The organism is Porcincola intestinalis (assembly GCF_009696445.1).
Lineage (GTDB): Bacteria > Bacillota > Clostridia > Lachnospirales > Lachnospiraceae > Porcincola > Porcincola intestinalis.
Genome location: NZ_VULZ01000013.1, coordinates 1 through 26,680, shown reverse-complemented (window position 1 = coordinate 26,680; position 26,680 = coordinate 1). Strand labels below are relative to the sequence as shown.

General features: G+C 48.8%; 43 protein-coding genes and 4 tRNA genes. 5 read left to right on the top strand and 42 right to left on the bottom strand.

The features are described 5' to 3' along the window. Positions 1-8: 8 nt before the first annotated feature. The 32 genes from FYJ35_RS11320 to FYJ35_RS11165 form a co-directional block, all read right to left on the bottom strand. Complete coding sequence (locus FYJ35_RS11320; RefSeq protein WP_154526616.1) at positions 9-1,070, bottom strand: siphovirus ReqiPepy6 Gp37-like family protein; 1,062 nt, start codon at positions 1,068-1,070, stop codon at positions 9-11. Then, positions 1,063-1,962: a phage distal tail protein gene (locus FYJ35_RS11315; RefSeq protein ID WP_154526614.1), complete on the bottom strand. Its 900-nt coding sequence runs from the start codon at positions 1,960-1,962 to the stop codon at positions 1,063-1,065. Before FYJ35_RS11315 ends, FYJ35_RS11320 begins: the two co-directional genes overlap by 8 nt. Positions 1,963-1,974: 12 nt before the next feature. Next, positions 1,975-4,602, bottom strand: coding sequence for a phage tail protein (locus FYJ35_RS11310; protein ID WP_154526612.1), 2,628 nt, complete (start codon positions 4,600-4,602; stop codon positions 1,975-1,977). Positions 4,603-4,982: 380 nt separating this feature from the next. Then, positions 4,983-5,255 carry a hypothetical protein gene (locus FYJ35_RS11305; RefSeq protein ID WP_154526610.1) on the bottom strand — a complete coding sequence of 91 codons (273 nt, stop codon included), beginning with the start codon at positions 5,253-5,255 and terminating at the stop codon, positions 4,983-4,985. A gap of 15 nt (positions 5,256-5,270) precedes the next feature. Then, the gene (locus FYJ35_RS11300; RefSeq protein ID WP_154526608.1) at positions 5,271-5,831 is read right to left on the bottom strand and encodes a phage tail tube protein; all 561 of its coding nucleotides are present in this window, start codon (positions 5,829-5,831) and stop codon (positions 5,271-5,273) included. Positions 5,832-5,834: 3 nt separating this feature from the next. Beyond that, entirely contained in the window at positions 5,835-6,182 is a 348-nt protein-coding gene (locus FYJ35_RS11295; RefSeq protein WP_154526606.1) for a hypothetical protein, read from the bottom strand. After that, positions 6,179-6,409, bottom strand: a complete 231-nt coding sequence (locus FYJ35_RS11290; protein ID WP_154526604.1) for a hypothetical protein — start codon at positions 6,407-6,409, stop codon at positions 6,179-6,181. Before FYJ35_RS11290 ends, FYJ35_RS11295 begins: the two co-directional genes overlap by 4 nt. After that, positions 6,402-6,734 carry a hypothetical protein gene (locus tag FYJ35_RS11285; protein WP_205839818.1) on the bottom strand — a complete coding sequence of 111 codons (333 nt, stop codon included), beginning with the start codon at positions 6,732-6,734 and terminating at the stop codon, positions 6,402-6,404. The genes FYJ35_RS11290 and FYJ35_RS11285 overlap by 8 nt, the downstream gene beginning before the upstream one ends. Next, positions 6,727-7,131, bottom strand: a complete 405-nt coding sequence (locus FYJ35_RS11280) for a Gp19/Gp15/Gp42 family protein (protein ID WP_154526600.1) — start codon at positions 7,129-7,131, stop codon at positions 6,727-6,729. Before FYJ35_RS11280 ends, FYJ35_RS11285 begins: the two co-directional genes overlap by 8 nt. Positions 7,132-7,134: 3 nt before the next feature. Further along, positions 7,135-7,284, bottom strand: a complete 150-nt coding sequence (locus tag FYJ35_RS11275; protein ID WP_154526598.1) for a hypothetical protein — start codon at positions 7,282-7,284, stop codon at positions 7,135-7,137. Continuing rightward, positions 7,281-8,162: a phage major capsid protein gene (locus FYJ35_RS11270; protein WP_154526596.1), complete on the bottom strand. Its 882-nt coding sequence runs from the start codon at positions 8,160-8,162 to the stop codon at positions 7,281-7,283. The genes FYJ35_RS11275 and FYJ35_RS11270 overlap by 4 nt, the downstream gene beginning before the upstream one ends. A 2-nt stretch (positions 8,163-8,164) precedes the next feature. Further along, entirely contained in the window at positions 8,165-8,647 is a 483-nt protein-coding gene (locus FYJ35_RS11265) for a capsid assembly scaffolding protein Gp46 family protein (protein ID WP_154526594.1), read from the bottom strand. A 39-nt stretch (positions 8,648-8,686) separates the two neighbouring features. Beyond that, positions 8,687-10,111: a terminase gene (locus tag FYJ35_RS11260; protein ID WP_205839817.1), complete on the bottom strand. Its 1,425-nt coding sequence runs from the start codon at positions 10,109-10,111 to the stop codon at positions 8,687-8,689. Between the two features lie 111 nt (positions 10,112-10,222). Further along, positions 10,223-10,636, bottom strand: coding sequence for a YjcQ family protein (locus FYJ35_RS11255; protein WP_154526592.1), 414 nt, complete (start codon positions 10,634-10,636; stop codon positions 10,223-10,225). Next, complete coding sequence (locus FYJ35_RS11250) at positions 10,626-10,862, bottom strand: hypothetical protein (protein WP_154526590.1); 237 nt, start codon at positions 10,860-10,862, stop codon at positions 10,626-10,628. Before FYJ35_RS11250 ends, FYJ35_RS11255 begins: the two co-directional genes overlap by 11 nt. Continuing rightward, complete coding sequence (locus tag FYJ35_RS11245; RefSeq protein WP_154526588.1) at positions 10,849-12,084, bottom strand: VG15 protein; 1,236 nt, start codon at positions 12,082-12,084, stop codon at positions 10,849-10,851. The genes FYJ35_RS11250 and FYJ35_RS11245 overlap by 14 nt, the downstream gene beginning before the upstream one ends. A gap of 3 nt (positions 12,085-12,087) precedes the next feature. Beyond that, on the bottom strand, positions 12,088-13,344 hold the full coding sequence (locus tag FYJ35_RS11240; protein WP_154526586.1) for a phage portal protein: 1,257 nt from the start codon (positions 13,342-13,344) through the stop codon (positions 12,088-12,090). Between the two features lie 121 nt (positions 13,345-13,465). Continuing rightward, positions 13,466-13,822: an HNH endonuclease gene (locus FYJ35_RS11235; protein ID WP_154526584.1), complete on the bottom strand. Its 357-nt coding sequence runs from the start codon at positions 13,820-13,822 to the stop codon at positions 13,466-13,468. Between the two features lie 151 nt (positions 13,823-13,973). Beyond that, complete coding sequence (locus FYJ35_RS11230) at positions 13,974-14,393, bottom strand: type II toxin-antitoxin system HicB family antitoxin (protein ID WP_154526582.1); 420 nt, start codon at positions 14,391-14,393, stop codon at positions 13,974-13,976. A gap of 58 nt (positions 14,394-14,451) precedes the next feature. Continuing rightward, positions 14,452-14,622: a type II toxin-antitoxin system HicA family toxin gene (locus FYJ35_RS11225; RefSeq protein ID WP_154526580.1), complete on the bottom strand. Its 171-nt coding sequence runs from the start codon at positions 14,620-14,622 to the stop codon at positions 14,452-14,454. A gap of 185 nt (positions 14,623-14,807) precedes the next feature. Continuing rightward, positions 14,808-15,197 carry a hypothetical protein gene (locus FYJ35_RS11220; protein WP_154526578.1) on the bottom strand — a complete coding sequence of 130 codons (390 nt, stop codon included), beginning with the start codon at positions 15,195-15,197 and terminating at the stop codon, positions 14,808-14,810. Positions 15,198-15,215: 18 nt separating this feature from the next. Next, a complete protein-coding gene (locus FYJ35_RS11215) occupies positions 15,216-15,434 on the bottom strand; it encodes a zinc-ribbon domain-containing protein (protein WP_154526576.1) in 219 nt (72 codons plus the stop codon). A gap of 25 nt (positions 15,435-15,459) precedes the next feature. Then, positions 15,460-15,840, bottom strand: coding sequence for a hypothetical protein (locus tag FYJ35_RS11210; protein WP_154526574.1), 381 nt, complete (start codon positions 15,838-15,840; stop codon positions 15,460-15,462). 7 nt (positions 15,841-15,847) lie between these two features. Continuing rightward, entirely contained in the window at positions 15,848-16,090 is a 243-nt protein-coding gene (locus FYJ35_RS11205; RefSeq protein ID WP_154526572.1) for a hypothetical protein, read from the bottom strand. Further along, a complete protein-coding gene (locus FYJ35_RS11200; RefSeq protein WP_154526570.1) occupies positions 16,083-16,379 on the bottom strand; it encodes a hypothetical protein in 297 nt (98 codons plus the stop codon). The genes FYJ35_RS11205 and FYJ35_RS11200 overlap by 8 nt, the downstream gene beginning before the upstream one ends. Positions 16,380-16,621: 242 nt before the next feature. Beyond that, positions 16,622-16,990 (bottom strand): RNase H family protein, encoded by a 369-nt coding sequence (locus FYJ35_RS11195; RefSeq protein WP_154526568.1) that lies wholly within the window; start codon positions 16,988-16,990, stop codon positions 16,622-16,624. Next, a complete protein-coding gene (locus FYJ35_RS11190) occupies positions 16,962-17,744 on the bottom strand; it encodes a rolling circle replication-associated protein (RefSeq protein ID WP_154526566.1) in 783 nt (260 codons plus the stop codon). Before FYJ35_RS11190 ends, FYJ35_RS11195 begins: the two co-directional genes overlap by 29 nt. 755 nt (positions 17,745-18,499) lie before the next feature. Next, a complete protein-coding gene (locus FYJ35_RS11185) occupies positions 18,500-19,213 on the bottom strand; it encodes a hypothetical protein (protein ID WP_154526564.1) in 714 nt (237 codons plus the stop codon). Between the two features lie 161 nt (positions 19,214-19,374). After that, positions 19,375-19,620: a hypothetical protein gene (locus tag FYJ35_RS11180; RefSeq protein ID WP_154526562.1), complete on the bottom strand. Its 246-nt coding sequence runs from the start codon at positions 19,618-19,620 to the stop codon at positions 19,375-19,377. Beyond that, entirely contained in the window at positions 19,617-19,910 is a 294-nt protein-coding gene (locus FYJ35_RS11175; RefSeq protein ID WP_154526560.1) for a hypothetical protein, read from the bottom strand. Before FYJ35_RS11175 ends, FYJ35_RS11180 begins: the two co-directional genes overlap by 4 nt. Continuing rightward, positions 19,907-20,077: a hypothetical protein gene (locus FYJ35_RS11170; RefSeq protein WP_154526558.1), complete on the bottom strand. Its 171-nt coding sequence runs from the start codon at positions 20,075-20,077 to the stop codon at positions 19,907-19,909. The genes FYJ35_RS11175 and FYJ35_RS11170 overlap by 4 nt, the downstream gene beginning before the upstream one ends. Then, positions 20,074-20,328: a hypothetical protein gene (locus tag FYJ35_RS11165; RefSeq protein ID WP_154526556.1), complete on the bottom strand. Its 255-nt coding sequence runs from the start codon at positions 20,326-20,328 to the stop codon at positions 20,074-20,076. Before FYJ35_RS11165 ends, FYJ35_RS11170 begins: the two co-directional genes overlap by 4 nt. A gap of 159 nt (positions 20,329-20,487) precedes the next feature. Between FYJ35_RS11165 and FYJ35_RS11160 the strand changes: the two genes are divergently transcribed. Continuing rightward, complete coding sequence (locus FYJ35_RS11160) at positions 20,488-20,880, top strand: DUF2513 domain-containing protein (RefSeq protein ID WP_154526554.1); 393 nt, start codon at positions 20,488-20,490, stop codon at positions 20,878-20,880. Here the strand turns inward: FYJ35_RS11160 and FYJ35_RS11155 are convergent. Beyond that, positions 20,849-21,046, bottom strand: a complete 198-nt coding sequence (locus tag FYJ35_RS11155; RefSeq protein ID WP_154526552.1) for a hypothetical protein — start codon at positions 21,044-21,046, stop codon at positions 20,849-20,851. The genes FYJ35_RS11160 and FYJ35_RS11155 overlap by 32 nt on opposite strands. 15 nt (positions 21,047-21,061) lie before the next feature. Beyond that, complete coding sequence (locus tag FYJ35_RS11150) at positions 21,062-21,265, bottom strand: helix-turn-helix domain-containing protein (protein WP_154526550.1); 204 nt, start codon at positions 21,263-21,265, stop codon at positions 21,062-21,064. Between the two features lie 86 nt (positions 21,266-21,351). Here FYJ35_RS11150 and FYJ35_RS11145 point away from each other — a divergent pair, with 86 nt between their 5' ends. Next, positions 21,352-21,519, top strand: a complete 168-nt coding sequence (locus FYJ35_RS11145; RefSeq protein WP_154526548.1) for a YjzC family protein — start codon at positions 21,352-21,354, stop codon at positions 21,517-21,519. 203 nt (positions 21,520-21,722) lie between these two features. On the opposite strand, the gene FYJ35_RS11140 is transcribed toward FYJ35_RS11145, so the two are convergent. The 4 genes from FYJ35_RS11140 to FYJ35_RS11125 form a co-directional block, all read right to left on the bottom strand. Next, complete coding sequence (locus FYJ35_RS11140) at positions 21,723-21,992, bottom strand: hypothetical protein (RefSeq protein ID WP_154526546.1); 270 nt, start codon at positions 21,990-21,992, stop codon at positions 21,723-21,725. Continuing rightward, complete coding sequence (locus FYJ35_RS11135; protein ID WP_154526544.1) at positions 21,976-22,242, bottom strand: hypothetical protein; 267 nt, start codon at positions 22,240-22,242, stop codon at positions 21,976-21,978. The genes FYJ35_RS11140 and FYJ35_RS11135 overlap by 17 nt, the downstream gene beginning before the upstream one ends. 451 nt (positions 22,243-22,693) lie before the next feature. Further along, positions 22,694-22,906, bottom strand: coding sequence for a hypothetical protein (locus FYJ35_RS11130; protein WP_154526542.1), 213 nt, complete (start codon positions 22,904-22,906; stop codon positions 22,694-22,696). A 51-nt stretch (positions 22,907-22,957) separates the two neighbouring features. Next, positions 22,958-23,158 carry a helix-turn-helix domain-containing protein gene (locus FYJ35_RS11125; RefSeq protein ID WP_154526540.1) on the bottom strand — a complete coding sequence of 67 codons (201 nt, stop codon included), beginning with the start codon at positions 23,156-23,158 and terminating at the stop codon, positions 22,958-22,960. 110 nt (positions 23,159-23,268) lie between these two features. Between FYJ35_RS11125 and FYJ35_RS11120 the strand changes: the two genes are divergently transcribed. The 3 genes from FYJ35_RS11120 to FYJ35_RS11110 all read left to right on the top strand — a co-directional run bounded on the left by FYJ35_RS11120 (position 23,269) and on the right by FYJ35_RS11110 (position 25,973). Continuing rightward, positions 23,269-23,976, top strand: coding sequence for a LexA family protein (locus tag FYJ35_RS11120; RefSeq protein WP_154526538.1), 708 nt, complete (start codon positions 23,269-23,271; stop codon positions 23,974-23,976). A gap of 17 nt (positions 23,977-23,993) precedes the next feature. Continuing rightward, complete coding sequence (locus FYJ35_RS11115) at positions 23,994-24,716, top strand: 3'-5' exonuclease (protein ID WP_154526536.1); 723 nt, start codon at positions 23,994-23,996, stop codon at positions 24,714-24,716. Positions 24,717-24,854: 138 nt separating this feature from the next. Further along, positions 24,855-25,973 carry a tyrosine-type recombinase/integrase gene (locus FYJ35_RS11110; protein ID WP_205839816.1) on the top strand — a complete coding sequence of 373 codons (1,119 nt, stop codon included), beginning with the start codon at positions 24,855-24,857 and terminating at the stop codon, positions 25,971-25,973. 94 nt (positions 25,974-26,067) lie between these two features. Here the strand turns inward: FYJ35_RS11110 and FYJ35_RS11105 are convergent. The 4 genes from FYJ35_RS11105 to FYJ35_RS11090 all read right to left on the bottom strand — a co-directional run bounded on the left by FYJ35_RS11105 (position 26,068) and on the right by FYJ35_RS11090 (position 26,438). Then, a tRNA-Leu gene (locus FYJ35_RS11105) sits at positions 26,068-26,153 on the bottom strand. Between the two features lie 36 nt (positions 26,154-26,189). Next, positions 26,190-26,263 (bottom strand) — tRNA-Asp (locus tag FYJ35_RS11100). A 6-nt stretch (positions 26,264-26,269) separates the two neighbouring features. Continuing rightward, a tRNA-Ile gene (locus tag FYJ35_RS11095) sits at positions 26,270-26,343 on the bottom strand. Positions 26,344-26,366: 23 nt separating this feature from the next. After that, positions 26,367-26,438, bottom strand: a tRNA-Asn gene (locus tag FYJ35_RS11090). Positions 26,439-26,680 lie beyond the last annotated feature (242 nt).

The window sequence follows — 26,680 nt, the reverse complement described above, 5'->3', positions numbered from 1 at the left end:
TCATCCTCCTAGTCCGCCTTAAATGCAATCCGGGCTTTTGTCCCGAATGTAGGCACTATCTTGAAGGTTCCATTTTCATAGACCTCATTGATTTCTGTAATGCGTTCATCCTTCTCGATCCCCCATTCAGGCCGCCTGATCGTTACAATATCGCCCAAGTCATAATCGGTCAGGTATTTGAAATTCCCATCCGGGTTTACACTGGACTCAAAAGTGGAAGAGATACATTTATTGCTCCACAGTTCATCTTTTCCGTGCTGAATCATGGCAGCCTGATACTGTGCAGACGTCAGATTACTTTTATCCACATCTGAAACCTCGATCCAGGTTTCCCTGCGATCCAGTCCTGATAGGGTATCGTCTCCGGCCGTGCATACATCCGTAGCTACTCCGTCGGATAACTGTCCTACATAGCAAACAGTTTTATAAGAATATGTGTCTCTGCTGTACTCGATCTGCTCAAGGTTCCCATAATCCTCCGAAAAAATCACCTGTGGCCGGTCGTTCTGATCCGTTGATCGGTCCACGCCCTGGTAAATCTCAAAGGTGATCGTTTTCTTTTCGAAATCAGGACGGAATCGGAACCCGACCGCTGCGGACTTTGCCAATTTTTGTTCATAGTTCAGCAGGTTTTTGTACTGGGCATTAAAGGATATGGTATCCGTGATACCGATCACAGGCCCCAGCACGACATGCGGGATTGCAACAGCATTAGTCAGCAGTGTTCGCATAACAGTCTCGGTGTTTGCGTTATCCGCCATGTAACTGGGCCGGATCAGCCGCCGGTCCATGTAGGACGACTCCAGGAATCTGCCCTTTACAACCAGATCCCTTTCTGTCGCGCTGTACTTGATATCAACGCTTTCAACGACTCCTGCTTCAGGCTTACCCGGAATCCAGATCAGGTTCTCCAGCTTAAAATACCGTACGTTGTCCTCCGTCGGTGTCGCATGCATCTCAAAATTGCCTGCCTCATAGTACATGCGATGCCACTGAAGGGATGTGATTCCAGCCGCGAAACCAATCAGGTCCATGTCTCGTGAATAAACTCTCACATCATCATCAAGCATGCGTATACCTCATCCGGTATGATACAGAAACCTCAATATTGCTTACACCGCTCTCCGCGTCATATCCGATCGTATTATCTCCCTGGTGCAGCTCGAAAAAAGAACTGTCGGAAGATAAATACTGGTTGATCTCTGACCGGACACCGGAGCGTAAGAGATAGATATGTTTATTCCCGCTTCCAGTCGTTACAGTCAGCACATCACCGTATACCAGGGACAGCGGCATGGCATCCGTTCCGATCCGGATGGTTTCCCCGCTCTCTACCCGCGTGACAGATGGATTGGTTACCGCCCCGTTGATAGCAAAATCAATTGTCAGCCCTACCGCATCCGCCCCCGTGTTGTTCTGGATATTCCTGCTTTTCGTTTTACTTCGTGATCCGAATTCCTCTCCTGCAGAAATGAAGTTATGCTGGAATGTAAACATCGCAGCATAGTTTGCCATCTGAACGTATTTATCATATAGGTCGTAGAAATACGGATCCGGACAGATCAGAGAAATTGTGAAGGTCCGCGACGAATTTTTGCCGTCGGATACTACTTTTTCCGTGTAGTAATCAATGACCTTTTCACTGCCTGTGTCCTCATCATTTTCTTTTATCGTCAGCTGTCCTTTCAGCTTCGGAAGGAAAAGATTCAGCAATGCATCTCTTACCGCTATATGGTCATCTGTCCCCCGATCCTGAATTGTCAGTACGATATTACGCTTTTTGATCCGGGAACTCTGGTAAATTCCCCCGTCATCAAACGCATTCTCTGAAACATTAACATCCACTTCTGTGCTGTATAGCCCATCTGCATTTGTTAAAAAATAAGGGGAATATGGTTTTTCCCCGAAGGATATCTCCATATTCCCACGCTTGCATGTGATAACTCTGTTCCTGCTGCGCATATCATGCTCCAATCATGCTCCAATCATGTTGAGCGCCATCTGCCTGGTCGCGTTCCTTGTCTGCCGTGCAACTTCGGACGGGGTAAGCGCTGTAGGCGATGTTATATAGATATTCTGCGTATAATTCCCAACAGATGTCTGCTCTTCCATCGCGTCCATGATATAGCCTCTCAGATTCTCGATAGGAAGGACCGCTTCCGGGCCGGCTTCTCCACCGCCCATCAGGCTCTCCCCGTTCATCCCGAAAATCGTCGGGCTTTTCAGGATTCCACCCTTTGCATACCACTCAACGGAGAAGTGTGGCAGGGATCCCTTCCCTGCGATACCAAACGGCGCAACACCTCCGGAAACATGGATATGCGGAAGCGCCAGCTTCGGCAAGTGCCAGCTGAAGTTGAAAGCCCCTTTAATCTTGCTGATCGCGCCGGTAACGATGCTCCTGCATCCGTCAAAGATGGATGTGAACTTACTTTTAATGCTGCCGAGAACACTGGAAACAGTCCCAAGCGCTCCATTGAGCCCGCCTGATATGGTGGATTTGATTCCGTTAATCACTCCGCTGACGGTGCTCTTTATGCCGTTCCAGACGGTCCCTGTTACAGACCTGATTCCGTTCCAGGCACTGCTCACACCGGTCCTAACAGCATTTGCCACTGGAATCACAGCGCTCCTAATGCCATTCCACACCGTTGTGGTTACGGACCTGATCCCATTCCAGGCCGCTGTTACTGTACTCTTTAGGACACCCACTACCGTTGTTATGGTAGTCTTAACCCCATTCCAGACAGTGCTTGTTACAGTCTTGATCCCGTTCCAGACAGTGCTTGTTACAGTCTTGATTGCAGTCCAGGCATCGCTTACACCAGATTTGACGGCATTTGCCACGGGAACTGCAACATTCTTAATAGCGTTCCACACCGTTGTGACTACGCTTTTTATGCCGTTCCACACGATAGATGTAACAGTACTGATTGCAGTCCAGACTATTGTGGTTACGGACCTGATCCCATTCCAGGCTGTAACGACTACATTCATTACCACAGCCGCTGCCGTGGTGACCGCTGACTTTATGGTCCCCCAGGCAGTTATTACGAAATTAACAATCGTGGTAATCGTTGCAACGATGCCCATGATGATCAATTTGATAACGCTCACAGCCGTAAGAACGATATTTTTTATCGTGTCCGCAATCGTCTGCAGCACCGGGAATTGAGCTGTCAGGGCGTTCCAGATATTAGACAGCAGTGACCCAAGAGCCTCCAGGAGCATTAGCCCAAGCTGCCCCAGAAGCTGTAGGATCGCAAGCCCAAGCTGCCCCAGAAGGGGAAGTAGCGTGTTTTTCACATACGGGAAAAACGTCCCGGTTATCCACGGACCAACCGTTGAGTTGATGGAGTTTAATCCGCTTGTAACGGCTGTGTTCACATCCCCTGAGGTCACACCGGATAGCTGACTTATCAGGCTTTTGATCCCATTCGTAGCCATGCTCAACAGCTGTGGAAGGATATTCACAAAGAACGCGCCTATCGCCTTATAGATCGCACTTCCCAGCATCTGCAGCGCTGGGAGGAATGACTGCTGCATGAACGGGACAAACGTCCCACTTATCCAGGATCCTACCTTTCCCTGTACATCAGAAAACACCTGATCGATCTGTGGTCCGGTCACCCCGCTGATCAGATCCGCCAAGCCGTTTAGCTTGTTTGCAGCCTTGGACATGATCCCCGGAAGATTTTTAATCCCTGTTTTTACCGCAGACGCTGCCGTCTCCCCTACTGTCTTCAGGATATTTCCAATCATCGGGATAAGGTTCTGTAGATAGGTTATTACCGATTTTCCAAATGCCACAAGCTGGGGCTTTATATCATCTCCCAGAGCCAGATGCCCGATCAAGTCTTTTGCGGATGCTTTCATCGCGTCGAATGACCCGGACACCGTTGTTTTTGCCTCATCTGCTGCCACATCGGTAATTCCAAGCTCGCCCTGTATCACGTGGATCGCTTCGTACACGTCACCAAGATTGCTGATATCATACTTGACCCCGGTGATTTTCTGGGCATCGGCCAGCAGGCGTTCCATTTCGTCTTTGGTGCCGCCATAGCCCAGTTTCAAGTTATCGAGCATTGTATAGTTTTGCTTTGCGAATCCCTGATAGGCATACTGTAAGGACCCTACATCTGTGCCCATCTTCGCGGCGTTATCGGCTATATCCTTGATGGCCGTATTTGCGGATTCTGCCGCCTTTTGCGCATCACCGCCGAATGCCTGCTTTAGCGCGGCGCCAAAGCCTACTGCCTGCTCCGCATAGTCGTTTGCGGACATCCCATAGGCCGCTGCTGCATCCGCGTATCCCCGCATCGAATTCGCAGATTTCTTATAAATCGTATCGAGACCTCCGATATACGACTGCTGCAGTTTTGCGCCTTCTGAGATGGTGTCTTTAAACGTCTTTACAACTGCCGCGGTGATTCCGATCTTGGCAATTGCTCCCTTGATTGCAGATCCCAGGCTTTTCCCCGCTGACTTTCCAGCCTCTGTGCTGGGGCCCTGCATCTGCTTGGTAAGATTACTGCCAATTCCCTTTGTTGACGGCAATACCTGCACATACGCGGTTGCTATCGTGCCTGCTTGTGCTGCCATAAATCATCCGCCTTTCAATATTTGCTCCCTCCGCCTATTAAATTCATCAGGGGTGTCAAATGACTCATATTTGCTCTGATTCTGCACTTCCCTGATCCTTTCTGTCATCAATCTGGGCTTTGGATTGTGCTTGCTGCCTGCGATCACACGCTGCTGATGCATCACGATCTGCAGCTCGTCGCAGATCGTCATCAGCAGGAACCTATCCGGATTAATCTTCTGTCCATAAAAACGCATTACACAGCGGCTATCGGCACGCAGCCCCTGCGCCAATATGCCGGCATATCGTGCCGGGAGCCGTCTGTAATCGTAGATATGGTAATATTCCGCAAAATCGCAGATTAAAGCGTTTTCATCATATTTTTTATAGGCAGCAAGCGTCAGGAGTTTTTTGCGTTACACAAGGCGAAGATCTCCTGCATTTCCTGCGTAACAGCCTCGATCGGTACGCTTCCGGAAGCGCTCCTGACATGATCGTAAAATCTCTTCTTCTGCTCCTTTCCAAGCAGCCGTTCAAGAACTTTCGGGAAAACCAGAAAGTTATCATCTGATTCAGCCAGGAGATCCACAAGCTCCATATCATCCAGTGCGGATTCCGAAATACTGAATTCGAACCCGGATTTTGTTACTCCTGTAAACCGCTTTTCTGCCATTGTCTGCTATCTCCTTTATTCGGTTGCTTTCTTCATGTACTCATAATGGGTGTTTCCACTCGCGTCCGGTGCTCCTGTAACGGTTACCTCATAGCCTACCGGATCACCGTCCGCATAGGTGATGTCCCCCAGATCAGTAACGGATCCGTTTGGAATCACCATCCGTTTCAACACATTTCCACGAAGAATCGTGTCAATCACCCAGATGCCCTCTTCCGGATCCTCCCCGTTTACCTTCACGGTCACGCCCGTCTCCAGATCCCCGGATACATTCCCGGAATTGTATACGCGTTTCAGCACGTCCACATTCTTGGACTCAATCAGCGTAAACTGGAACGTGTCCGGCCGGCCGTTGTTCGTGGTCATAACTGGATCGCCGCCCCAGGCTTTAACGGTGTCCGTGTCAGGCGCGGAGCTGTTCGATACGCCATCGTCGGAGCAGTAGCCAAGCGAAACAAACGCCTTGTCGAGTGCCGTTACCGCATCTGTGGGAAGCGTGGTTCCAGCGGGTGCCCAGTATATTGCACCGCCAACCTTTGGCTTCCCTGTTGTTACATTACTAGCTGTATTAGCCATTTTTTAGTCCTCCATAAATCTAATAATAAATGTCGAATGGTATCTGTATTCATGCGTTACTGTGTCTGTCCAATTTCCTGTGGCATTAGGTGTGCATGACGATACATTATCAACGCTTACAAAATCTCTCATGACGTGCCTTACTTTCTCATCAAGTTCCATCGCTTTGTAAAGCGTCGGTGCCTTTGAAATGATATCTACTGTTGCGCTCGATATATAATTGATCTCCGTTCCGCCCGTCCGTTCGATCAGGACGTAATACTCCGGTTTTGCTTCCGGGCGCTCCAAGCAGACAGTAACTCCGTCCAGCTTTGTTTTGAGAAATCTGTAAAGCTTTTCCTCGATCATCATTGGAAATGCACCGCCTTTAGTAATGTGTGGTTCTCCATGTCATCATGCGTCATCTTCTGGACAACGCCCACACGCACACGGGTGCGGAGTACCGTTTCGTCTACCGTACAATGCGGCGCGCTGTTTGCTATAGCCTCCGCATACGGTCTTATAGCGTTTGCCATTTCTGCTGACTGCAGCAGTTCCCCGACCGCGGATTTGTTAATTACGACGTCCAGCTTACTCATAGTGCGCCACCCTGACTTTCTTATTCCAGCGAAGCGGGACATTTTCCTCTATGTACTGAATGGGTTCCCCTACGGTCTGCCAGTTGGCGTTGAAGAACGAAACCCTTTTGTGACGCCATTCATGCGCGTCACCCTTCGGAATGAAAAGCCAATAAACCGTACTTACTCCATAAAGATTCGTGTCTTGTATGGATTCTTCAGACGAAACCGGAACCACAAGCACATCTGCAATCTCTTCTGCTGTTTCGCTGTAAACCGGGTTCCCAATCGGATCCGTCCCGGTCTGCTGCTTATCATACAGAATAACGGTCTGTCCCTTAATCATTGCTATCACCATACATTTCTGTGAACCCGGCCTTCTGCTTCAGCAGTCCTAGATCCCTTAATTCCGCATTGGACAGATAAAGTTTTGCGCCTGGATTCGCATAGGTGCCTGACCATGTATAGCTCCCGGCTGTCTGCGATTCCTGGGAGAGCAGCATGCTTTCCGTAGATGATTCCAAGACACGGACAACCATGTTAATGCTGACCATCTTCGCGATAGAAGAAAGCCCCGGGTTTTCACTGATCATTGCGTCGATGTCTTTCCCCGATACGATCGCCTTTGCCCGGATATAGCTGGACGCATCCTCGAGCAGCCCGGTGATCCTGCCTTTCTCGTCTTCCGTATATACTTTTCCAGTGTAGGCTGCCAGATTTTCAACTGTCGCAAAACTTTCCATTGCTTAATCCCTCTTCACAGGCTTTTTCACGGACCTTTTTACAGGCTTTTTGGCCGGTGGCTTTTCCACCGGCCTCACCTCCTCCCAGTTACCGCCCTTCAGCTCACCTGAGATATGGATCACAGTGCCTGTTTTTGTGTTCCGGTAGATCATGATCCCGCCACAATGCGGCAGAAGCTGGACGCATCCAGGATGCCCCATCCAATGTAGGCTTCTGACCTGAGAACAACCTGGTTCATCCGTTTCAGGTCGCCCAGTCCATCCGGATCACCATACTGGATAACCTCAAGCGGGATGCTTGCTGCATAGCCCCATCTGAATGCGTTTACGAAGTCGCCGACAATCGCTTTGTCCTTGGAAGAACCGAACGCAATTGTCGTGTTTACGTCAGACGGGATTCCGGAGAAGGTTGCCGGATTTGCTCCGAAACGGAACTCCGGGTACTGGGAAACATTGTTTGCCTTGATCTTGGACAGCGCTGCCGCAAAGTCTGTACTCATAGCAATGCCATTGATTACCCCATCCTCGGCCTGGATCGCCGCGACAGCATCATCAATGTTGTCATCTGCAGCTGCTGCCGAATAGGTAACGGTCTGTGTAACCAGCGTGTCGAACGACTTTCCAGACACAGATGTTGCCGTTGTAGCAGTTGCCGGGTTCAGTCCGTGCAGAGCAGCGATATCAAGACCTCTGGCGATCTTTGCGGCAAACCCCTCAGTGAACGCCTGAAGGTAAGGAATCGCATTCTCGTCAGATGCACGTACAAATTCATCGGACACCCTGTGCTGGTATACGAATTTGATCGGCGTGATCGTAACCGGCGCCACAACAGCGGATCCTGCCGGCTTGTTCTCGCCCTCACCGACAATCGCCGCCTCCCCGTCAAGGGAGAAGGTCATCACTTCGTTTCCGTTAAAGGCGATCGGCTTCTGTGCAGAGAGCTTTGCCAGCGCGGAATGTCCGTTCACCTTTGTGAACATCTCAGATACCATCTTGGGATCAAGCGTTGCTTTTGTGATAGTTGTTGCCATTCTTATTCTCCTCTCAAATTGTGAAGCAGGGTCTTATAATCCGCATTCGCCCCGGAAGTCCTGTCAGGATTTGCCAGCGGTGCTGGATTCGGTTTTGCAGACCCCATGAGTGTTTTGAGCGATTCTGCGGACGTCTTAATGCTCTCCTCATCGTCGCCCTGAAGAAACTGTATTGCGTCGTAGGACAATCCTTCCTCGTGCGCTATTCTCGCTTTTACCGAAGCGGTCTCGTAACTTTTTATTTTTGCATCACGGTCAGCCAGATCTTTTTCATATTTGGCAAACTTTTTTGTCTGCTCATCTGCAGCTGCTGACATGTCCGCAAGCTGTTTTTCATAACCGGCTTTTACCTTGGCTATGTCATCCTTGGACATCCATCCAGCTTCCTGCAGTTCCTTGATCGTGGTTGCCTTCCCACGTTTCAGTCTGTCTCCGATGATGCTGTCAAGCTGTTCCTGTGTTGTAATTGGTGTAAACTCTGCCATTGTTTTTCCTCCCACATTTTCCCGTGTGTACCGGTAAATTTAGTAATTAACTACCTGCTTTGCAGGTTTGTTCGTTTCGCACAGCCAAAAGGCAAGGGCATTTGATTCAATCAGTGCCACGTCTCTTCCGCTGGCCAGTGTCCGGTAGCCGAATCCTCCATTCGATCCGATGGCCCGATGCTCGCAGTTTGTCACCAGCTCATCCAGCGAAGGCTGCTCCATATGCTGCAGCTTTCCAGAAAAAACAGCCTGCTCAAAATCACTGTTTGCCTGCATAATTTCCGCGACCTTTGGAACCGTGATTTTCCGGAATCCCACAGTCCCGCATTGCTCTATCAATGTCTTGGATCCGTTCCCGTCAACAACAGCCTTCTGAATATCTGCATTCTTCAGGAAATGAAGGATCCATTCATTGCCTGCCTTCACCGGTCTGCAGTCAATCATTTCGGTAAACACAGTATCTGACCTGGTCTTTACTGCTATACACAATGCCGCATTCAAATTGTCATGCCCGTATTTTACGGCAGCAAACAGTTTTCCATGCAGAGCCGGTACCGCGCTTACAGCGCCTATATTCCATTCAGCAGGCTTAATGCATGCGTTCTGGTTATAGGACAGCCACAGTCCTAAACGCTGGACGTTAAAATCGACTTCATCCGCTGTGATTTCCGACCTGATCACGCGCTCCTGCAGCTGGGTTCCGAGGGATGGGTTCGTCTCATACCAGGCATCAACGTCCTGCGGATCATGCATAGCATCGACGGACCATTCAGACCATCCGGAGTCCGGCATTTCCCCGGATAGGATTCTCTTCCGCATTTGAGGAAATGTATTTCCCCTGGATACCATTGTCGGCGGTGTGCCGAAGTACAACGTCTGCGGATTCTTTGCTGCGGAAACAACGTACTTCAGAGATGATTCCTGCTCTGTTGTGTACTCCTGAGCCTCGTCGATGATCAGACAGTCATATCCGGATCCGAGACCGGCACCAGCTGAATTTCTTGTCCGGAAGTCGATTTTAAAATGCTTCAGCTTTTTCTCGTCTTCCGATGCGTCCGGATCGCCCCATTCGATCCCCTCACGTCCGAAAGAAGAGTAGGTCTTGAACTTGAATCCAAGTGACAGCGCAAAATCACAGACACGCTCCCAGATTGCCCGGGCCGTATCAGATCGATGAGCCGTGTACAGGATGTGTTCATCATGCTTTACCCCATACAGGCAGCGGATCACACCGATCTCAGACTTACCGTTCCGCCGACTGACAGCATAGCCATATTTCATATGCACCCAGCTGTCGTCATTGTTTACAGCCAGGATGTCATACGCGAGAAGCTCCTGCCAGGGCATTGCTTTTACGTCTGATTTTGCGCTGTTATATAGTTCTATTGCCTCTTTCCCCTTGGTTCTGCTATAGGGTAGTACATAGGATTTCGTGGGCGTCTGTCGGCCTTGCCGTTCTCCCACTCAATCCCACCTCCTTACCGGTGCTCTGATCTCTCTCATGCTGATTTTCTCCATCAAAAAAGGCGGTCATTTCTGATCGCCGTTGTTACCATTGCCATTTATTATTTTTACTTACAGCACCATCTTGATCAGCTCGCCAATCAACCCAGTATTATCTTTTAAAACATCCCTCACTTTTGACATCGTACTGTCTTCACTCAGATAGTAAATTCCATAAGAAGTGATTTTCATATCTCCATATTCATTTGCTAAAAAATATGTATTGCCCCACGGTTTGGCAAATACCAGACCTGTTATCAGGTCTTCTTCCGTCATCATGCGTAAGATATCTGTCAGATATTCATCCGGAATGCTCTGTTTATCAATTATCTGCTTAAATACTTTTTCGTCAAACAAAGTTGTTCTTTTCAGGCAGGCATACAAATACGTCAGAATTTTGAATACTACAACATTGTAATCATCTTTTGCCATGCTGCATCTCCCATGAAAAAAGCGCCATCTGCAAAACGGCGCTTCAAGCTTCATATGCTATTTTTCTTCTATATGTTCCATTAGCAAAATCATTCCGATATTTGCTAAACAGACTTTCGATTTGCCTTGTTAAAACCTTATACTTTTTAGGCTGATTTATAATATTTATTGTTCCATTAGCAAAATCATATTCAAGCGTACCAGTAATGTCATCTATTGTTTGTCCAAACGCATATTTTACTGAGATATCCGAATGATCAATATAATCACAATAAACCATCTGGCTCACCCTTCTCACCAAGATCGCTAATCAGTCTTGATGCCCAATCGTATTTTTTTGTAGCCGTCGCATGCGCTTCTGCTATAGTTAAATTGTATTCTTTTTCAAGCTTACTTTCAAGCAACTCATGATGCAGTAGTACGATATCACGTTCTTCGGGTTTTCCATTTGCCAATCGTTTCCACGCAACGGCCATATCATAATCAGGTACTAATAGTCCGTACTCACCATCATATTTTTTGTGTTTATCATAAAAAATATGACGTTTTATCTGTATGATATCTTCTCTTGAAAACCCGCTGCTATCTGCTATTCGTGCGATATCGTTATTCCGACTGATTTTTCTATATTCCCTTGCCGCACTAACATCCCGCGGATTACTCGGATCCATAGGGTGATATTGTTTTCCGCCAGATAATACTGTAGATCGTTGATTTGAATAGGCTTTTATCCTTTGTTCTATTTCAAAGTCTTGTTCTTTTCCCCACTTCTTACTCCATACGTCCTGCGACTTCTTAGAACCTGCAGGCGTATAAGTGACAGTGCAATAGCAATTTTGATGCCTTCGGTATACGTCGTCCGGGACATCAGGATATTCGTACGTTCCGGCAAGTGCCTGGCACCATTTACACGGTTTGAATCCATGCATGATACGCTTGATCTTCGGGACCATCCCGGCTTTAAACTGATATTCTGCGTTTGCCTTTACCGAATCATCGACAACAGACATCGAGTAATTCTCCATGTTTGTTTCAAGCTCATTCATGGCGGCATCCAGATTGCGTTGTGAGAACTCGTCTACACGGGAGATAATGCCTTCAGTACGATTCACATTGTACTCCGGCACAACTGCCTTCATATTGATTCCAGCGGTCTTGTTAAGACTTTCCTGTGTCGTTCTGGAAAGATCTGCGATCGTATCATAATCATGCTTTAATGTCTGCCTGAGGATCTCGTCAATTTCACCAGTATCCGCCGACATATTGATGTCATAGGCGTCTCTCATCTTCTGTGTATAGATCCTTGACAGCTCTGATCCAATTCGCCTTGAAGCTTCCGAAGCGTCCTCGTATGATCCGGATCCGGATTGAATTCTGGCAAGCAGAGTACTGATCTCTTTGTCAGTTTGGCATCTCTTCGATAATTCGTCCTTTATCTCCTGCAGGGTGTCCGCATATTTTGACGCAGCCTGTTGTACAGTTCCCAATATTGCTTTTGCCATCTATCAAACCTCAGTCTGGGCATTCTGCGCGGATCCGTCCATACCTGTCAGCTTTTTCAGATTGTCCGGGGTGATGTAGCCTGGAACAGCCTGATTCAGTTTCACCGCGGCATCGCCAATGCCGGAAATCTGGGATGCAGACATATCAAACGCCGGTTCCCATGTCGGGATTGTTTCCGCGATTGCCTGGCGCTGGTATGGATAGTTATCCGCAACGATTCTGGCCAGGTATCCGGCATTCAGAAAACCGGATCCGAACGTCCGCTGAGCTTTCCGGGCTGTTTTGCTAAGCGATTCATGCGCGGATCGCACTACATCCGGAGATGTCGGAGCACTGGAAGCAAAACCAAGGTCATCAACCGTCATGCCCATCTCACCGGCAAACGCCTGCGCATAGGTCTTAATCTGATCCATGTACGGCTGCATGCTATTCTGCGGGAACTGCCCAACCTGAGGATACTGCCCGTCTTCGTCCTTGCGCAGATCCAGGAATGAGGACACCGACGCTTTCGTCTTATCAAATTCCGTGTCTTGTGCCAGTCCAAGAACATACCGCTGCGGGAAGCTGTAATACTCTGCCGTGATGTCCGACCGTGCTATTGCGGCACGCGCTTTGTTCATCAGATTCATGCAGGACCGCGATATCCGGGAATGCCCGAATACCCGTTTAGCATCCGGCCTGTAAATGATCGGGACCAGAAGCGGATAGGGCGATACATTTCCGAATACCTGGCTATGCGCTGGCTGCTGCGGAGTGCTCCGCCAATAAACTGTTGTGCTTCCTGGAACAAAATAGGCGTCCACTAAAACTCGGTCCGTGTCCGGATCACGTTCCAGAACCGCATATCCTTCCTGCAGCATGTTGGTGATCGGATCAATAATTCCTGTAGCATTTGCCCCATCAATCACCTGCATGCGCGGCTGTCCATCTTCCCCTGCGGAGATATAGATAAAATCACAGGACCCGATCAACGCGCCTAGTATCGCGGAATCAAAGATAATATCCGGATTGTTCTGCTTATACAGATCCATGATATTTAGCACGTCATTATCGAACCCAGTAAAATTCAGCCGGTCCGCGAGGAAATCGACGCCATGAGCGCACCAGCCAAGCACAGAATTATACTCCTGCGCTTTACTTGCAGAGATCAGGCTTCCAAGATCCTGATACCCTTCCAGCTGCTCATAGTACCGATATCTCAGCAGCACCCTTGTGCGCTTTTTATCCAGTTTTGTCTGTAAGTATGCTATACCCTTCATTTTGATTTTCTCGCTTTGAAATGGTCTGACTATTCGAGAGAGTGTGTGCAGTTACAGGCCTGATTGCCGCTTGGCCGCCCTGGGTATACCACTCCCCCGCCATATTCCTGCAGACGTTTTTTTACTTCGTCTTACCTTTAGATCTGTACGCAATCCAGTCAGCGTGCTGTGGCAGATTCCTGTTCGTTATTACTTCTTCTTTGTGCTTCACCTTGCGAACGATATCATCTGACTTCGCCCGATTGCAGCAAAGATGCGCAAGCTGTAGGTTATCGATGGATGACGGATCACCACCCTTGTCGATCGGGATGATATGATCACATGTCGCCGACATAGGATCCGGAAACTTCAGAGAGAAGTCCACTGGTTTCCCGCATATTGCACATACCCTCTGGGTTGCAAATATGATCTTTCGGTTGTGCTCATACAGATGACGTTGTGGTCCCTGATGATCTGCTCGTTTCGGTTTCTTCTGCATGCTCTCTCCGGTGTATAAGGCAGGGTATAAATAGGGCGGGGTGATTGCCCCGCCGGGTGAATTTTTAATGCGGGCTGCAACTGTCCGCCCGGCAGCACTGCTGCCACACAAAAAGGGAATGCTCTATAGCATCCCCCTGCTTGCTGTTTATTTATGCTTCTTTTGCAAACCCAAGCTTTTCTTTCAGTGCTTCTTGCAGTACGCCTGACACATTTAGCTTTGCCTCGTCCGCCGCTTCATTAAGCCATTCTGGAAGCGTTACATTCCTCCTTACCATTTTCCTGTCAAGCTTCCTGCGATATGCGTCAAAGTCAATATCAACAAGTGTCAGGATTCCTGCGCCGGCATCTGCAAACGTCCCGGAAGATACATCAATATCCTCTAGCGCCGAAGGCTTCGGTACTTCCTGCTTCTTGTCCTGCAATGTGACGCCCGCCAATCCTATAGCATCCCTCGCCATGTAAATGGCATCTGCTACATTCTTCCCTTCTGTGAGTATTCCAAGATCAGGGACTTCGACAAGAACAACGTTTTTGTCTCGTGTAAGTATTGTCGGATATGCTGCTTTCATGTTAATTTCCTCCGCCCTATGTTATTTGTGTGAAAAGAGATTCCCAAGTGGAGAGCCGTTAAGCTCTCCACCGTTTTAAGATGGCGTTCGCAAGTCTTTCGTTGATCTCACGGTGCCTCGGTATCATTTCTATCTGCCCATCCTTGCTGTAGATATCGTGATCCGTACCATGCCTTTCGAATTTTAGACCTGCATTCTCCAGCCGATTTATCAAATCTCTTCTCTTCATGTGCACCTCCTATATGTATATAATACACACCCGATACACATTTGTCAATAGATATTTTTCTGGTGAATAACTACCAAAGCGGCAGGCTTTAACGCCCACCGCTTAAGGGAGAAAGAAGTACATCGGTTCTTTTCATTTTCCGACACTATCATAATACCACCGAAACTTTACCCCCGTGATGCAACTTATACGATCTTCAGTCTTTTTGCGACATCTCTGACGAACCGTGCCTTTGCCCGCCCGTATGTCGTCCGGTCCGCATCCTGTGGGTATGGCGACCTGTACTGTATCGATTCCCATACCCCTCTGCGCAGATCAGCAGGGACTGCCTGCAATGATTTCTCGATCGCGCTGATCTTTTCGGCAATCGCCGCCGCTCTGATCGCGTCATCCGCGTTCGCGTCCCGTCCGCCTGCTGCGTGCGGCATTCCGTCGCAGTTTGGCGATGAGATCGTTCCAATGGATGCATATTCCTCCTTCATTCTCTGATAATCCCGAATCACCCAGAGTGTTGCCATATACGCTGCCTGTGGAAGCCTGTAATCTCTGTCATGTCTCTGGTAGTCCCTTGCCATCCGCTCCTCCTCATTTCCTCATTCGTCCCAATTATGCTCCGGCAGCCGCTGCCCGCATCTGCGACAGTATCTGGCCGTCATCGTCACCCTCTCCCTGCAGTTCGGGCAGTACCCAGTGTATTCCCCTGGCGGCACCACCATCCGTCTCAGCGCTTCCGCTCCATCGTGCAATGCCTGCTTGTCCCCCAGGGCTGCTGCTGCCTTCGCCATTTCTTCCAGCCTTCTGACTTCATCCATTGCCCTTTTGTCCTTCCCCGGTCCTTCAGAATGTCTCTTCGTTTGTATCCTTGTATGTCATCCTGATTCGGATCATCCCGTTTGCATCCTTGTCGATCGTCCATGTCCTTTTTAATATCTTGATCGTTACACTTTCCACTTTCCTTTCAGCAACTGCTCTGATGGCACTCATCACTGTGTCCAGTTGTGGACCAGGCGTGAATACATTTCCTGCCCATGTCTGCGCGGCTTCTATTTTCTGCTGCCGTTCCTTTTCCTGAAGTGCCTCCTCACAGTCACACTCTTCTGTGGCAGTATCATTTATCTCTTCCTCATCGGCATCCTCTGGCACTTCTACGAACCTTTGCTGATGGCAGTATCTGCAGGTTCCTGTCCTCTGGATCCGCTTTACCTCGTCCTCCATCATTCACTCTTCATTCCTTTCCCTGTGCCGTTGTCGTATCTTTCACACCACCCATCACCTCTGTTTCCAACATTGCTGCCAGTATATATTCTGGATTCTTCCCTGTTTTGTCTGCCACCGACTGAATGATTCCCATTGCTGCGCACAGAAGCCCTGCCATGTTTCCGGTGTAATCCATCTTTACGTCCTGGCCGTCAACCTTGATCGTGATCTCCGCTTCCGCCTTTGCACTCTTTCCCGGTTCTTTATTCATCCTCTCCTCCTTCTATCCACGACTTCCCGAATACCTGCATGAATTCCGTGTGTCCGTACATGCGTTCGAATGTCCGTTGCGCGATGACCTGCAGCTCTCTGTCGTGCAGCCCCTTATCGTGCAACGCCTGGTGACAATCCCTGCACAGGTGGCAAACCAGGTGAAACCTGTCTGCTGCTTTACGGTATGGACCGTGCAGCATATGGTGCTTCTCCATCCGTCCCTGCTTTCCGCAGATGAAACAGACGTTCTCCCGGTCGCCAGCGATCGCTGATTTTTTTCTTTTCATTCGCCCTTCAAAATCCTCCAGCACTTGTAAACGCTGTACACCTTGCCTTTTAGATTGTGTGCAATTCATCATCGTCCAGGCTCAACCCATTGCAAATGCGCAATCGATTCCGGGCTTTATCACAGCGTGTTGGCGCGTGTTTGCACCCCAAATCAATCGCTTGAATTCAAGCCAAGCGATACGTGTTGGCGCGTATTGGTGTGTGTTGGTGCGTGTTGGTATGCATTGGCGCTTTTCTCCCCTCACCCTGCCGCTGTGACTCTGTGTCCCTTTGAATATCTCCATACCTCCTCCCACTCCTTCCGGTTCGCCAGCTCCCTTCCGCCTGCTGCCACAAATCCGCTTTGGGCCCACTTCGGCAGGCTGCCTGTAATCGCTGACCGTACGTACCTGTCCTGTGTATGGATGCAGACATCTGCCGGCCGCTTCAGGCGACTCATTGCACTGATCAGCGCGGCCAGTGTCGCCTGGTGATAGGTTCCGTCGATCTGGCCTGTGCCTTCCGTCTTCTTCAGTTCCCCATTCAGGTCGCACTTCATCGAGTACCAGTACTTCTTCTGGCTTCTCCGCTGCTCCCTGCTGTCAGTCAAGATCAGGATATCTACCGTCATCTTCGCCCTCCCGTATCATCGAATATCTCCGGTACATGAATCCTGTCATCGGGTTTACCCCAGTAAATATCTGCAGGATCCTGTATCCCTTCTTCGGCTTCACTTCTGGTTTCCACCGTATCAGCCTGTCGACCTTCGGCTGCCGGAGCGGCATGTTCCGTGATGTGGAGTAACTCGCCTGCTGCAGCCTTGGCTTCGCCATGCTCCCATCCTTCCGTTTTTCCAGGCTGTGCTCATCCTTCGTCAGGTAATCCGCCAGCTGTGAGAAGTCCGGGCAGTACCGCGAACACTTCCCGATCCTGTCTGCCCACGTCCCGCCATGCGGCCAGGCATTCTGCAGGATGCTCATGGTATTTCCAATTTCATTCACGATTATGTGTATATGCCATGCTCCTCTGGTTCCCTGTTCGATGTTCCGGATCCAGAAAAGTTCCCGTCCCTGCCGCTTGTACTCGGCCTTTACCTTCCGGATTGCCTTCTGGAAATCCTTCAGTGCTGCTGCCATATCCTCCGGCCTTTCATCCTGCCGATATGTCCATGTGGCAATCACATCTCCCGGTGTGAAATACTCCAGGAGTCTGTGCCTGCACCGCTTCGCCTTCTCCCTGGCATTCGCTCTCAGCTTATCTTCTCTTGTCGGGCTATTCCGCTGCTTCCTCCTGACTCCCGGTTTGCCATAGTTGCCATCATGGAACTCCTCCACCTCCACAATGGCGTTTTTCCGGAAGGCGTACGTCTTTCTCCTGACCGCCATCTCCCCGGCTCCTTGTCATAAATTTAGACATTTTATCGAGATGAAAAAGGGGATCACCCCCCTTGTTGATGCGGCCGGCGCCATACGGCACCGGCCTTTTTCTTTTAAACTTCAGATCGTGTCCTATCTGTTCAAATCCGCTGCTGTTCCCAGCCTTTCTGCTCCATTCCGCTGCACTATCAACTGCCTTTGATCTGTTCTCGGCCTCATCGTTCAAAACTTCTCTATTCCAATGCAATTGAGAGCACTTCTATGCCTACTCTGTTTTTTTTCTGTGAATATCCTTTCCTCCGCTTTTCGTATCAATTCGTTTCCATTGCGACACTACGCAAATCTAAACCATTACTCCGATCCGCTATTCATTCTTTACTGATCGCTGCGAACCCAATCCCCTGCTTCGCACACCTTTGCGACGCTGCTGCCCATCCAGGCTATCCCTTTCTCTGCCTAATCTTTGCGTATCCAAACGATTCCTTTACTTTTCTGGTCAGTCCAGTGCCGCTGCTCTCATCATCATTTCAATGCCTCTGCTCTCATCTGCTCTAATCTTTTTCCGAGCCCTGCAATTGAAAGCATGTCCACGCCCTTGCCTGGCCATGCGGATCAATGCAGCTCTGCTGCAACGATGGGTAGGCTATACAGCTCAATTCTCTGTTACTCTCTGCAGATCTAGTTCACTGCCGTTCTAGGCATATCAATACTTTGCTGTTCTTTTCCCTTGCGGGTCACAGTTTTTCATTGCTGCTCCTCAGCTGTTACAGCTCCTTGATCTCCTCAACTTTGAAGCGGCCTTTCCCGGAATTTCTCCATTGGCACATTCCGTTGTACTTCCCGTAGTCCAAATACCTTGGAATCATCTTTTCCATCTCCGCCAGCAGCACCGTGATTTTGAACTCGCACCATGTTCCTTTCGGCAGGCTCTCCGAATTTGCCAGCGCTGTCCGCGGACCCTGCAGCGTCTCAGCTCTCAGTGGACGCTGGCAGTCACCGATTGTTCCTCCTTCCGGAAGATGCAGGACAATTCCCGGATCCGACTCGTCTCCGTCATAGTCGTAATCTATGGATGAAACGAAAACATACTGGTCGATCTTGGACTTATAGGCTGTGATGTAGCCTTCCTTCTTTCCTGCTTTTCTCTTCTTCCCCTGATCATCCGCTCCGCCATCTGCTGCCGGCGTTCCCTTCCCGACTTCGCCGTTGATCGCCTTGGCTGCAGATTTCAGGAATCCGGCTACCTGATACGGCATCAGGATCGGCTGTCCGTCCTGATTTCTGTAAAATACTGTCATGCTCTTCTCGACCGCCTCTGCTGCAGTCACGCCAGCGATCTCTGCCTTCTTCTGCGTGTCCGGATCAATTACCGTGTCCGGAATCTTGCTGCTGACAAACTTCTCCTGAATCTTCGGGTCCGCCGGGGACGTTCCCAGGATGTCCTCTTTGAATCTGATTCTTGCGTAGTATGTCTTCATTTCTTTCTCTCTTTCTCCCTATGGTTTCCCTTGTTTCCCTGGTTTGTCAGACAGCTCCTGCTGTCTGACTGTTTGTGTGATGTATCACCAGGATGTGCTTTTCTGTTGTTCTTTTGATCTTTCAGTGGTGCTTTGGTGCTTTCCTAGTTTCTCCTTTCCTTTCACCCCCTCCCCACATGCGTCTGTGCGTACCGCACTGCATCCTGCTGCGTCATCGATACCCTGCGGGCTGTCAGATAATGCTTTTCCGGGAACAGCGCGTGGATCTGCGCTTTCCCCAGCTGGAAGAACGCAATCGCGAACAATGCCACCATCCACATGGACGGCGTCTTTTCCGGGCGGACTGCTGCGAAGAATCCCACTGTCAGCCCTGCTGCCGCCAGATTTGCTATTGCCTTCCTCTTCATCCCTGCACCTCCTGCAGCCTCATCTGCCTCTCAAAGTCCTCTTTTGCTGATATCTTGTCGAACATCAGGCCTGTGAAGTCTTCGCGTTTCCCGCGGATCGGAATATCTGTGAATCTGCAGCCTGTCTTATGCTCTACGTATCCCATGATCGATTCCATGCTGTGCATCAGGTTGCTGTATCCCATTACAACCTCATTGTTCCGGTACAGGCAGATATATCTGTGTGCTGTACACTCGATCATCCACTTCTCATGCTGCCGGCGTTCCGGCTGTGTTCTTACCGTTCTCATGTTTCTTTCTCCCTCATCGTCCGTATCATCAGCTGACATTTCCGCCCGGCATTGTCCTGCGCTCTCCAGTTCCGCTGCACGCAGAATCTGTAGGCTGCTGCCTGGCTGGTGAACTGCTTTCCCTTTATGACCTCGCCGTTCCTAACGGTGATGACTTCCATCGTCATAACGCACTGATCCGCTCCCATGCGTGCCGTTCATTTGGCACAAACTTCGGTGCAATTCCGCACATGATCTGATCCGTGTACTGGAATGCGTCCAGGAATACATCATCTCGGATCCGAACGATATTCCCGCTCCTTATCACCGCCGATTTCGGGTACCTGGCGGAATGGTCTCTAATCAGCTTCAGTATCCGGTCCACACTACTTTTGCTGATTCCGTACTCTTCCATAAGCTTTGCCTTGCTTAGATACATACCTTCTGTCCTCCCCTCGTCTTGTTGCTGGTTTTGATGCCAATTCCGCAGAAAAACCTGAATTGCTTTTTCTTCCCCATTTCTTCTTTGCTCCCCTGGTGCTATCCTCCTCTTACATGGCGTTGCAGCGCCTGAGTCTGTAGAAAGGAGTCTCTTCCCATGAAGCTCAACCTAGAAACTATTCGATCCCTTCTTCTCTACCTTGAATCAAATCTGACAGTGTCTGAAGATGAGGGCTTCGAATCAATCGATTATCGGCAAATATCCAGTGATACCGGCATCTCTGCTCCCGAAGTCATCAATACGCTTTTTGTCCTTGACGAAGCACATTTCATAACGATCAGTGCTGATTCCGGCGATGACAGCTTTAATGAACTTCTGGTCAACCGCATCACTTATGATGGATATCAGTTTCTCGAAACCATACGGCCTGAACCTGTATTCAAGAAAATCCAACGGGCTTCTTCCGTTGTCGGATCAGCTTCTATTCCCGCGCTGATTGAGACCTCTGTGAAAATAATCAGTTCTCTTCTCTTTCAAAACGTTCCCTGATCCAATCCTTCTCGAAGTCTTCTCTATAAGCCGCTATCTCCTCATTTGATGGCGGCTCTATTCCTTTTCTCAGCAGAACATATAGCAACATTTTCAAAGCCACCTTCCACTTCATCCATCCAATCGTTGCTATAGCTGCCCAGATTATCAGCAGCACTGTTGGCATTCGTCCCTCCTTGTTTCATAATTTCCCTTTACCGATAACTGCTGTAAGTCCAAGTACTCTGAGTGCTTTGTCCGCATTTTCCAGCTTTATTCTCCCGCCTCTGAACCAGTAATTAGCGTTTGAGGTGGACACACCAACGCGCCGAGCAAATTCGCTGACACTCATCCCTTGCTTTATCCTTTCCTGATTGATCAGATCTGTAATCTCCTTGGCTTCCATCTCTTGACCTCCTTCTATGTGCGGACTATATTTAGTATTAAACAAATGTTCTCCATCAACATTTATCCTTGAAAGGAAGTGATAACATGCCGAAAATCATCAAACCCGGAACGGATAACCAAGCGCCAGGGAAATATACAGAAGTAGGCCCGCGCGGTGGTCAAGTTCCTAATGGCCATCGCGCTACTATCGAAAGCGGCGACCGATTGCCTCCGACATCCAAGCCCGGAAACGGATGGAAGAAGGATAAATAAAGCCTTCGTCTTGGGATCACTGAGTTGCTGCTCTGTGATCCCATTTAAATTTCATGAATAGTTATCCTCCTTCGGCTAAAGCAGAAACACTTACCGAAAAGGTTTATCTGTATCCAAGACTCAGCAAAATGTTTTCCATCTTTGAGATACTGTGTTATGTAATGGTGGATCATCCGCGATTCTCCTTTTCTTCTGGCACCCGGTTACCTGATTCCCGCCAGGATGTCTCTCATCAGCGCTATCCCTGAATCCGCTGTCACGTCGATCTTCTTCGTCTTTCCGTAATAGTTTTCGATGATGACATACTCGTCGTCTTCGTCGCTCTTCGTGTACTCAATTGCCTTTACAGCGATTCCGGCTCTTGTCTGCTTGATCAGCTTTTTCAATTCCTTGACCAGCTGTTTCTTGTTCTCGCCCTCCATGAGCTTCTGATCCGCTCTTCTCCTGGCTTCAATCTCAATTTGTGGATCCATGGCCGTTCCTCTCAGTAGTAACCTCTTCCGGCATCCCTCTGTATCTCTCCTCTAACTGTCCCGGCGAAACTCCCAGACAGCTGCAGACAGCGAAATATTCACTCACCCGGAGTTGCCTGCTCCGGGATGAATTGAAAAGGCTGTCATACAGCGCCATGTACGGGATTCCTGTCTCCCTGGCGATACTCGCCAGGTTGTAATCGTTTTTCCTGATGTAATTTGCCAGCTCTTCTGTATGCTGATCCATCATTGTTTCCTTTCTGGCGCTTCCGCCTGTTTACCCTATTGGCGCTGTTTAACATGGTGCTAAAATGTTTCTATGCCTATCGGCAAGGAAAGGAGTGATGTCTATTGACAAAACTTTTGACTTTGCCTGCTCCCTTATGGGTTGGTCGCTATGTGGCACCATCACACGTTAAACTGGGTTAAGTAACAACTGGTACGGCGCAGTGTGCACTCACACATAAAAATGAGGGGTTTGCACATTCCATTTGCTAGCGAAAATATGTGCGCACCGTATCGTGTATTCCATTCACACGTCAGCGTTCAGGCATTCGCAGAATCGAAACTGCAAAAGTGACGTGACGCCCCATAGACGCGGTTTACGACATCTGCCGCGGTGAAAACCTGCAAGGCGTATAGGGTAAACAAATTCGGCGAAAGGCTGGTGGGGTGTCGTACCCACCGGTCTTTTGGTTTTCTCATCCTTTCATCCCTTCTATCTCACGATGTGTCTTTTCGTATTCTTCATCAAATGCCTTGAGCTGCTCGGTCAACTTGTCATATATCGGCTGCCATCTCTGATAAGTCTTTCCGGCTTTTCTCTGTTCCTGGATAATCCCCAGGATTGCAAGACGACAGTCAAGCACTTCAACCCTGTCAAGCGTGACGGTCATCTTTTCGTGGTTTATCATCGCGTCCTCTCTCCCTTCTCCTGCTTCCAAATATTAACTTTTGGTTTACTGTTATGGTTTAAAAAAAAGCCACTCTACTGACACCCCGTAATGTCTAGCAATTTTTACTTTCGTGTCGTCGCTTGGCACCGATAACCCATTTTCATATTTAGAAACGGCCATCACAGAAACCCCTATTGCTTCTGCTAATTCCTTCTGGGTTTCATCTTTAGATATTCGCAGCTGCTTTATTCTCGCTGCCGTACATCCCATTGCTTTTCCCTCCTATTCATATAAACCTTTGGTTTACGTTGAACATTGTATACTTATGGTTTATACTTGTCAATAGAAAAAATGATTCTTTCTAATCTGAAGGTTTAAATATGGGTGAATACGCAGATATTAAAGACCGAATTAAAGAATTGCGATTGTCTAACGGCTGGTCCCAACAAGAGCTCGCCGATAAGCTTGGGGTGACTAATGTTGCCGTTTCTCAATGGGAGCGTGGCGTAAAGCAGCCTAAAATGGAAATGCGGGAAGCTCTTTGTGATTTATTTAACGTAAACATGGAGTACCTTAATGGGAATTGGGATAAAATATCCCGACTGCTGACAGAGGATGAAGCCAAACTCCTTGATGCCAGAAGGCACAATAAGCTTGCCAATGATAACAGCCGGCTTCAGGTATCTTCTCCACGTACTGTCAAGGTCTATGGCCGCATCGCTGGTGGCGTCCCCATCGAGATGATTGAGGATGTCATTGATGAGGTCGACCTCACTACCGTTCCGGTCAAGCCCGGGCAAAAGTATTTCGGGTTGAAGATCTCCGGCCATTCCATGGAGCCTGACATAAAGGACGGCGACTACATCATTTGCATACAGGCAGATGACGCGGAATCCGGATCCATTGTTGCAGCGACCGTCAACGGCAATGATGCCACCTGCAAGAGGATCATGAAGTATCAGGACGGGATCCGGCTGCTGCCGATCAACCCGTCTTATGACGTACAGTACTATACAAACAAAGAGGTTGAGGAACTGCCTGTGAGGGTGATCGGCGTTGTAGTCGAGAGCCGGCACAGGTATATATAAGGAGGAATACTTAAAAAATGAAAAAGCACAATAAGGTCGTTATAATCCTAGTCATCATCGGCGTTTTAACAATGATAGGCGGATACGTGCCAGTCGGCACATTTTTTATCGCTATTGCAGCCTTTATTTACTTTGTCAGACGGACAAAGGATCATCATATTGAAAAGAAAAGGTCCATTAATTTTCAAAGGGCATTATCAAATCCCATATTTATTGATACAGAAACTACCGGATTAAATCCAAATAAGAATGATGAGTTATTGCAGATTGCGATCATAGATATGAATGGGAATACATTATTTTACCATCTGATTAAGCCGAATCATCGCAAGTCCTGGCCTAAGGCTACCGATATAAACGGTATTACTCCTGCAATGGTAAAAAGTGAAAATGAGATTGATGTCTATCTGGATCAGCTGATAGGTATTTTTGAAAAAGCATCCTGTGTAATAGGCTACAATGTCGATTTTGATCTTGAGTTTATCAAAGCTGCTGGGGTTTCTTATTCCGGACCAACAATTGACGTCATGAAAGACTATGCGAATTACAGAGGAATATATGACTCCTATCATGGGCATAATAGATGGTTTAAACTCTCTGCTTGCGCAAGTCACTTTGGCTATGATTGGGGAAATGATACTCAGCATGATTCACTTTCTGATGTAAAGGCCACACTATTCTGTTTTAATAAATTGCGAGATTCTGGATATTATAGTAGAGCCATAAGCACAGTAAAATAGTTATAAGATCAGCACATAAAAGCCGCCCGCAGTTGGCGCTGCAGGCGGCAAAGTAAATGAAGCGTGATGCTTTCATCCCCCAACAAAGATGATTGTATCACGCTCCCTGGGGTTTTGCACCCTGAAAGGAGCGTTTTTATGTGGACACAGAAAAAGCCATCCGGAAACATCTGCTATTTCGAACGTTACAAGGATCCAATCACCGGCAAGACACGTACGGTGACGGTTACGCTGAAACCAACCGGTCGGAAGCGGAATGACGCCAGAGCTGCGCGTGCTGCCCTCGATCAGAAGATTGCTGAGGCAATGGCAAGATCTGGAAAACCTGATGCTGTCACGTTCAAAGTACTGTGTGAGAACTACTGCGCATGGCAGCGGCAAACCCACAAGGAGCAGACTGCTGAATCTTCTAAACGGCGTACTGCATCTTTACGGCGTATGATCGGCGATGATGCCATCGTCGCAAATCTGACAGCTCCATATGTGGCCAAGTGTCTACATTCCGATGATCCGACAACCTATAACGAACGCCTGACCCGTTTTAAGGCGCTGATACGTTGGGGATACCAGGCTGACCTGATCGAGAATATCAGCTGGATTGACAAAATTCGGCGGCGGGAAGACAAGACAGCCAGGGAGAAAGATTATCTAAAATATCTTGAGCGAGATGAGATTACAAAACTCCTCGACGGTATGTCGATAGACATCTGGCGACTCTTGACTGAGTTCCTGATCCTTACGGGCATGCGCATCGGTGAAGCGATTGTCCTTGAGGACAGCGATATCGACCTGACTGCAGGAGAAATCAGAATCACGAAAACCTTCTCTCTGCCGATTCACAAGGTGAGCACTACGAAAACAGCAACATCCACACGTACCATTTCAATCCAGCCTGAGCTTGAAGCCATCTGCCGAAAAATCTCAGCTGACAAGAAACGGCGATCCCTGATGTATGGCTTCCGTACACATCATTTCTTCTGTGATGATGATGGCAGGCGCATCAGCTACGACGCCTATCGTATCTACATCGAACGTCGTACAGAAAAGCTGATTGGCCGCAAGCTGTCCCCTCACTCACTCCGGCATACCCATGTGGCCCTGCTTGCCGAAGCCGGTGTGCCACTTGAAACGATCAGCCGCCGGCTTGGCCACTCCGACGGTCATACTACCAGGGATGTCTATTTTCACGTCACCAAACGCATGGAAGAGCATGACCGCCAACTGCTGGATGGCGTGCAAATTCTGCAAACCAGCTGAGTTTTGCTAACTTTTTGCTAACCGAATGGTTCCTAATACGTAAAAAAGCCCTCAGGAATACCGTATTTTCAGAATTCCTGAGGTTCTTGTCCTATGCCGCAGACCGGGATCGAACCGGTACGAGTGTCACGACTCATGGGATTTTAAGTCCCAGGCGTCTGCCAGTTCCGCCACTGCGGCTTAAAAAAACAGGACAGGCAATTTGCCTGTCCCATACGACCCAGACCGGGTTCGAACCGGTGACCTCCGCCGTGACAGGGCGGCGCTCTAACCAACTGAGCCACTGGGCCACAAAATGGATCCTCGGGGACTCGAACCCAGGACCGATCGGTTATGAGCCGACTGCTCTAACCAACTGAGCTAAGGATCCAAGTATCGAAAATCTTTTTCCAGCTCCCCAAGTAGGGCTCGAACCTACAACCCTTCGGTTAACAGCCGAATGCTCTACCATTGAGCTATTGAGGAAGATTGCACAACACTTATTATGTCACAACCTGAAACGGAATTCAACAGGATTTTCAATCCTGAACTCACTTATCAGTTTCAAAGTCATTCTTCTATCGTGCTGTGTGATCCGCACCTTCAAAACCGCACACAAAATCTTTATCCTGACATTCCCTTTTCTATCCGTTTCCAAACTCACTTACCATTGTGCCTTTTGGATAAGCCTGCGACCGATTAGTAACAGTCAGCTCCATACATTACTG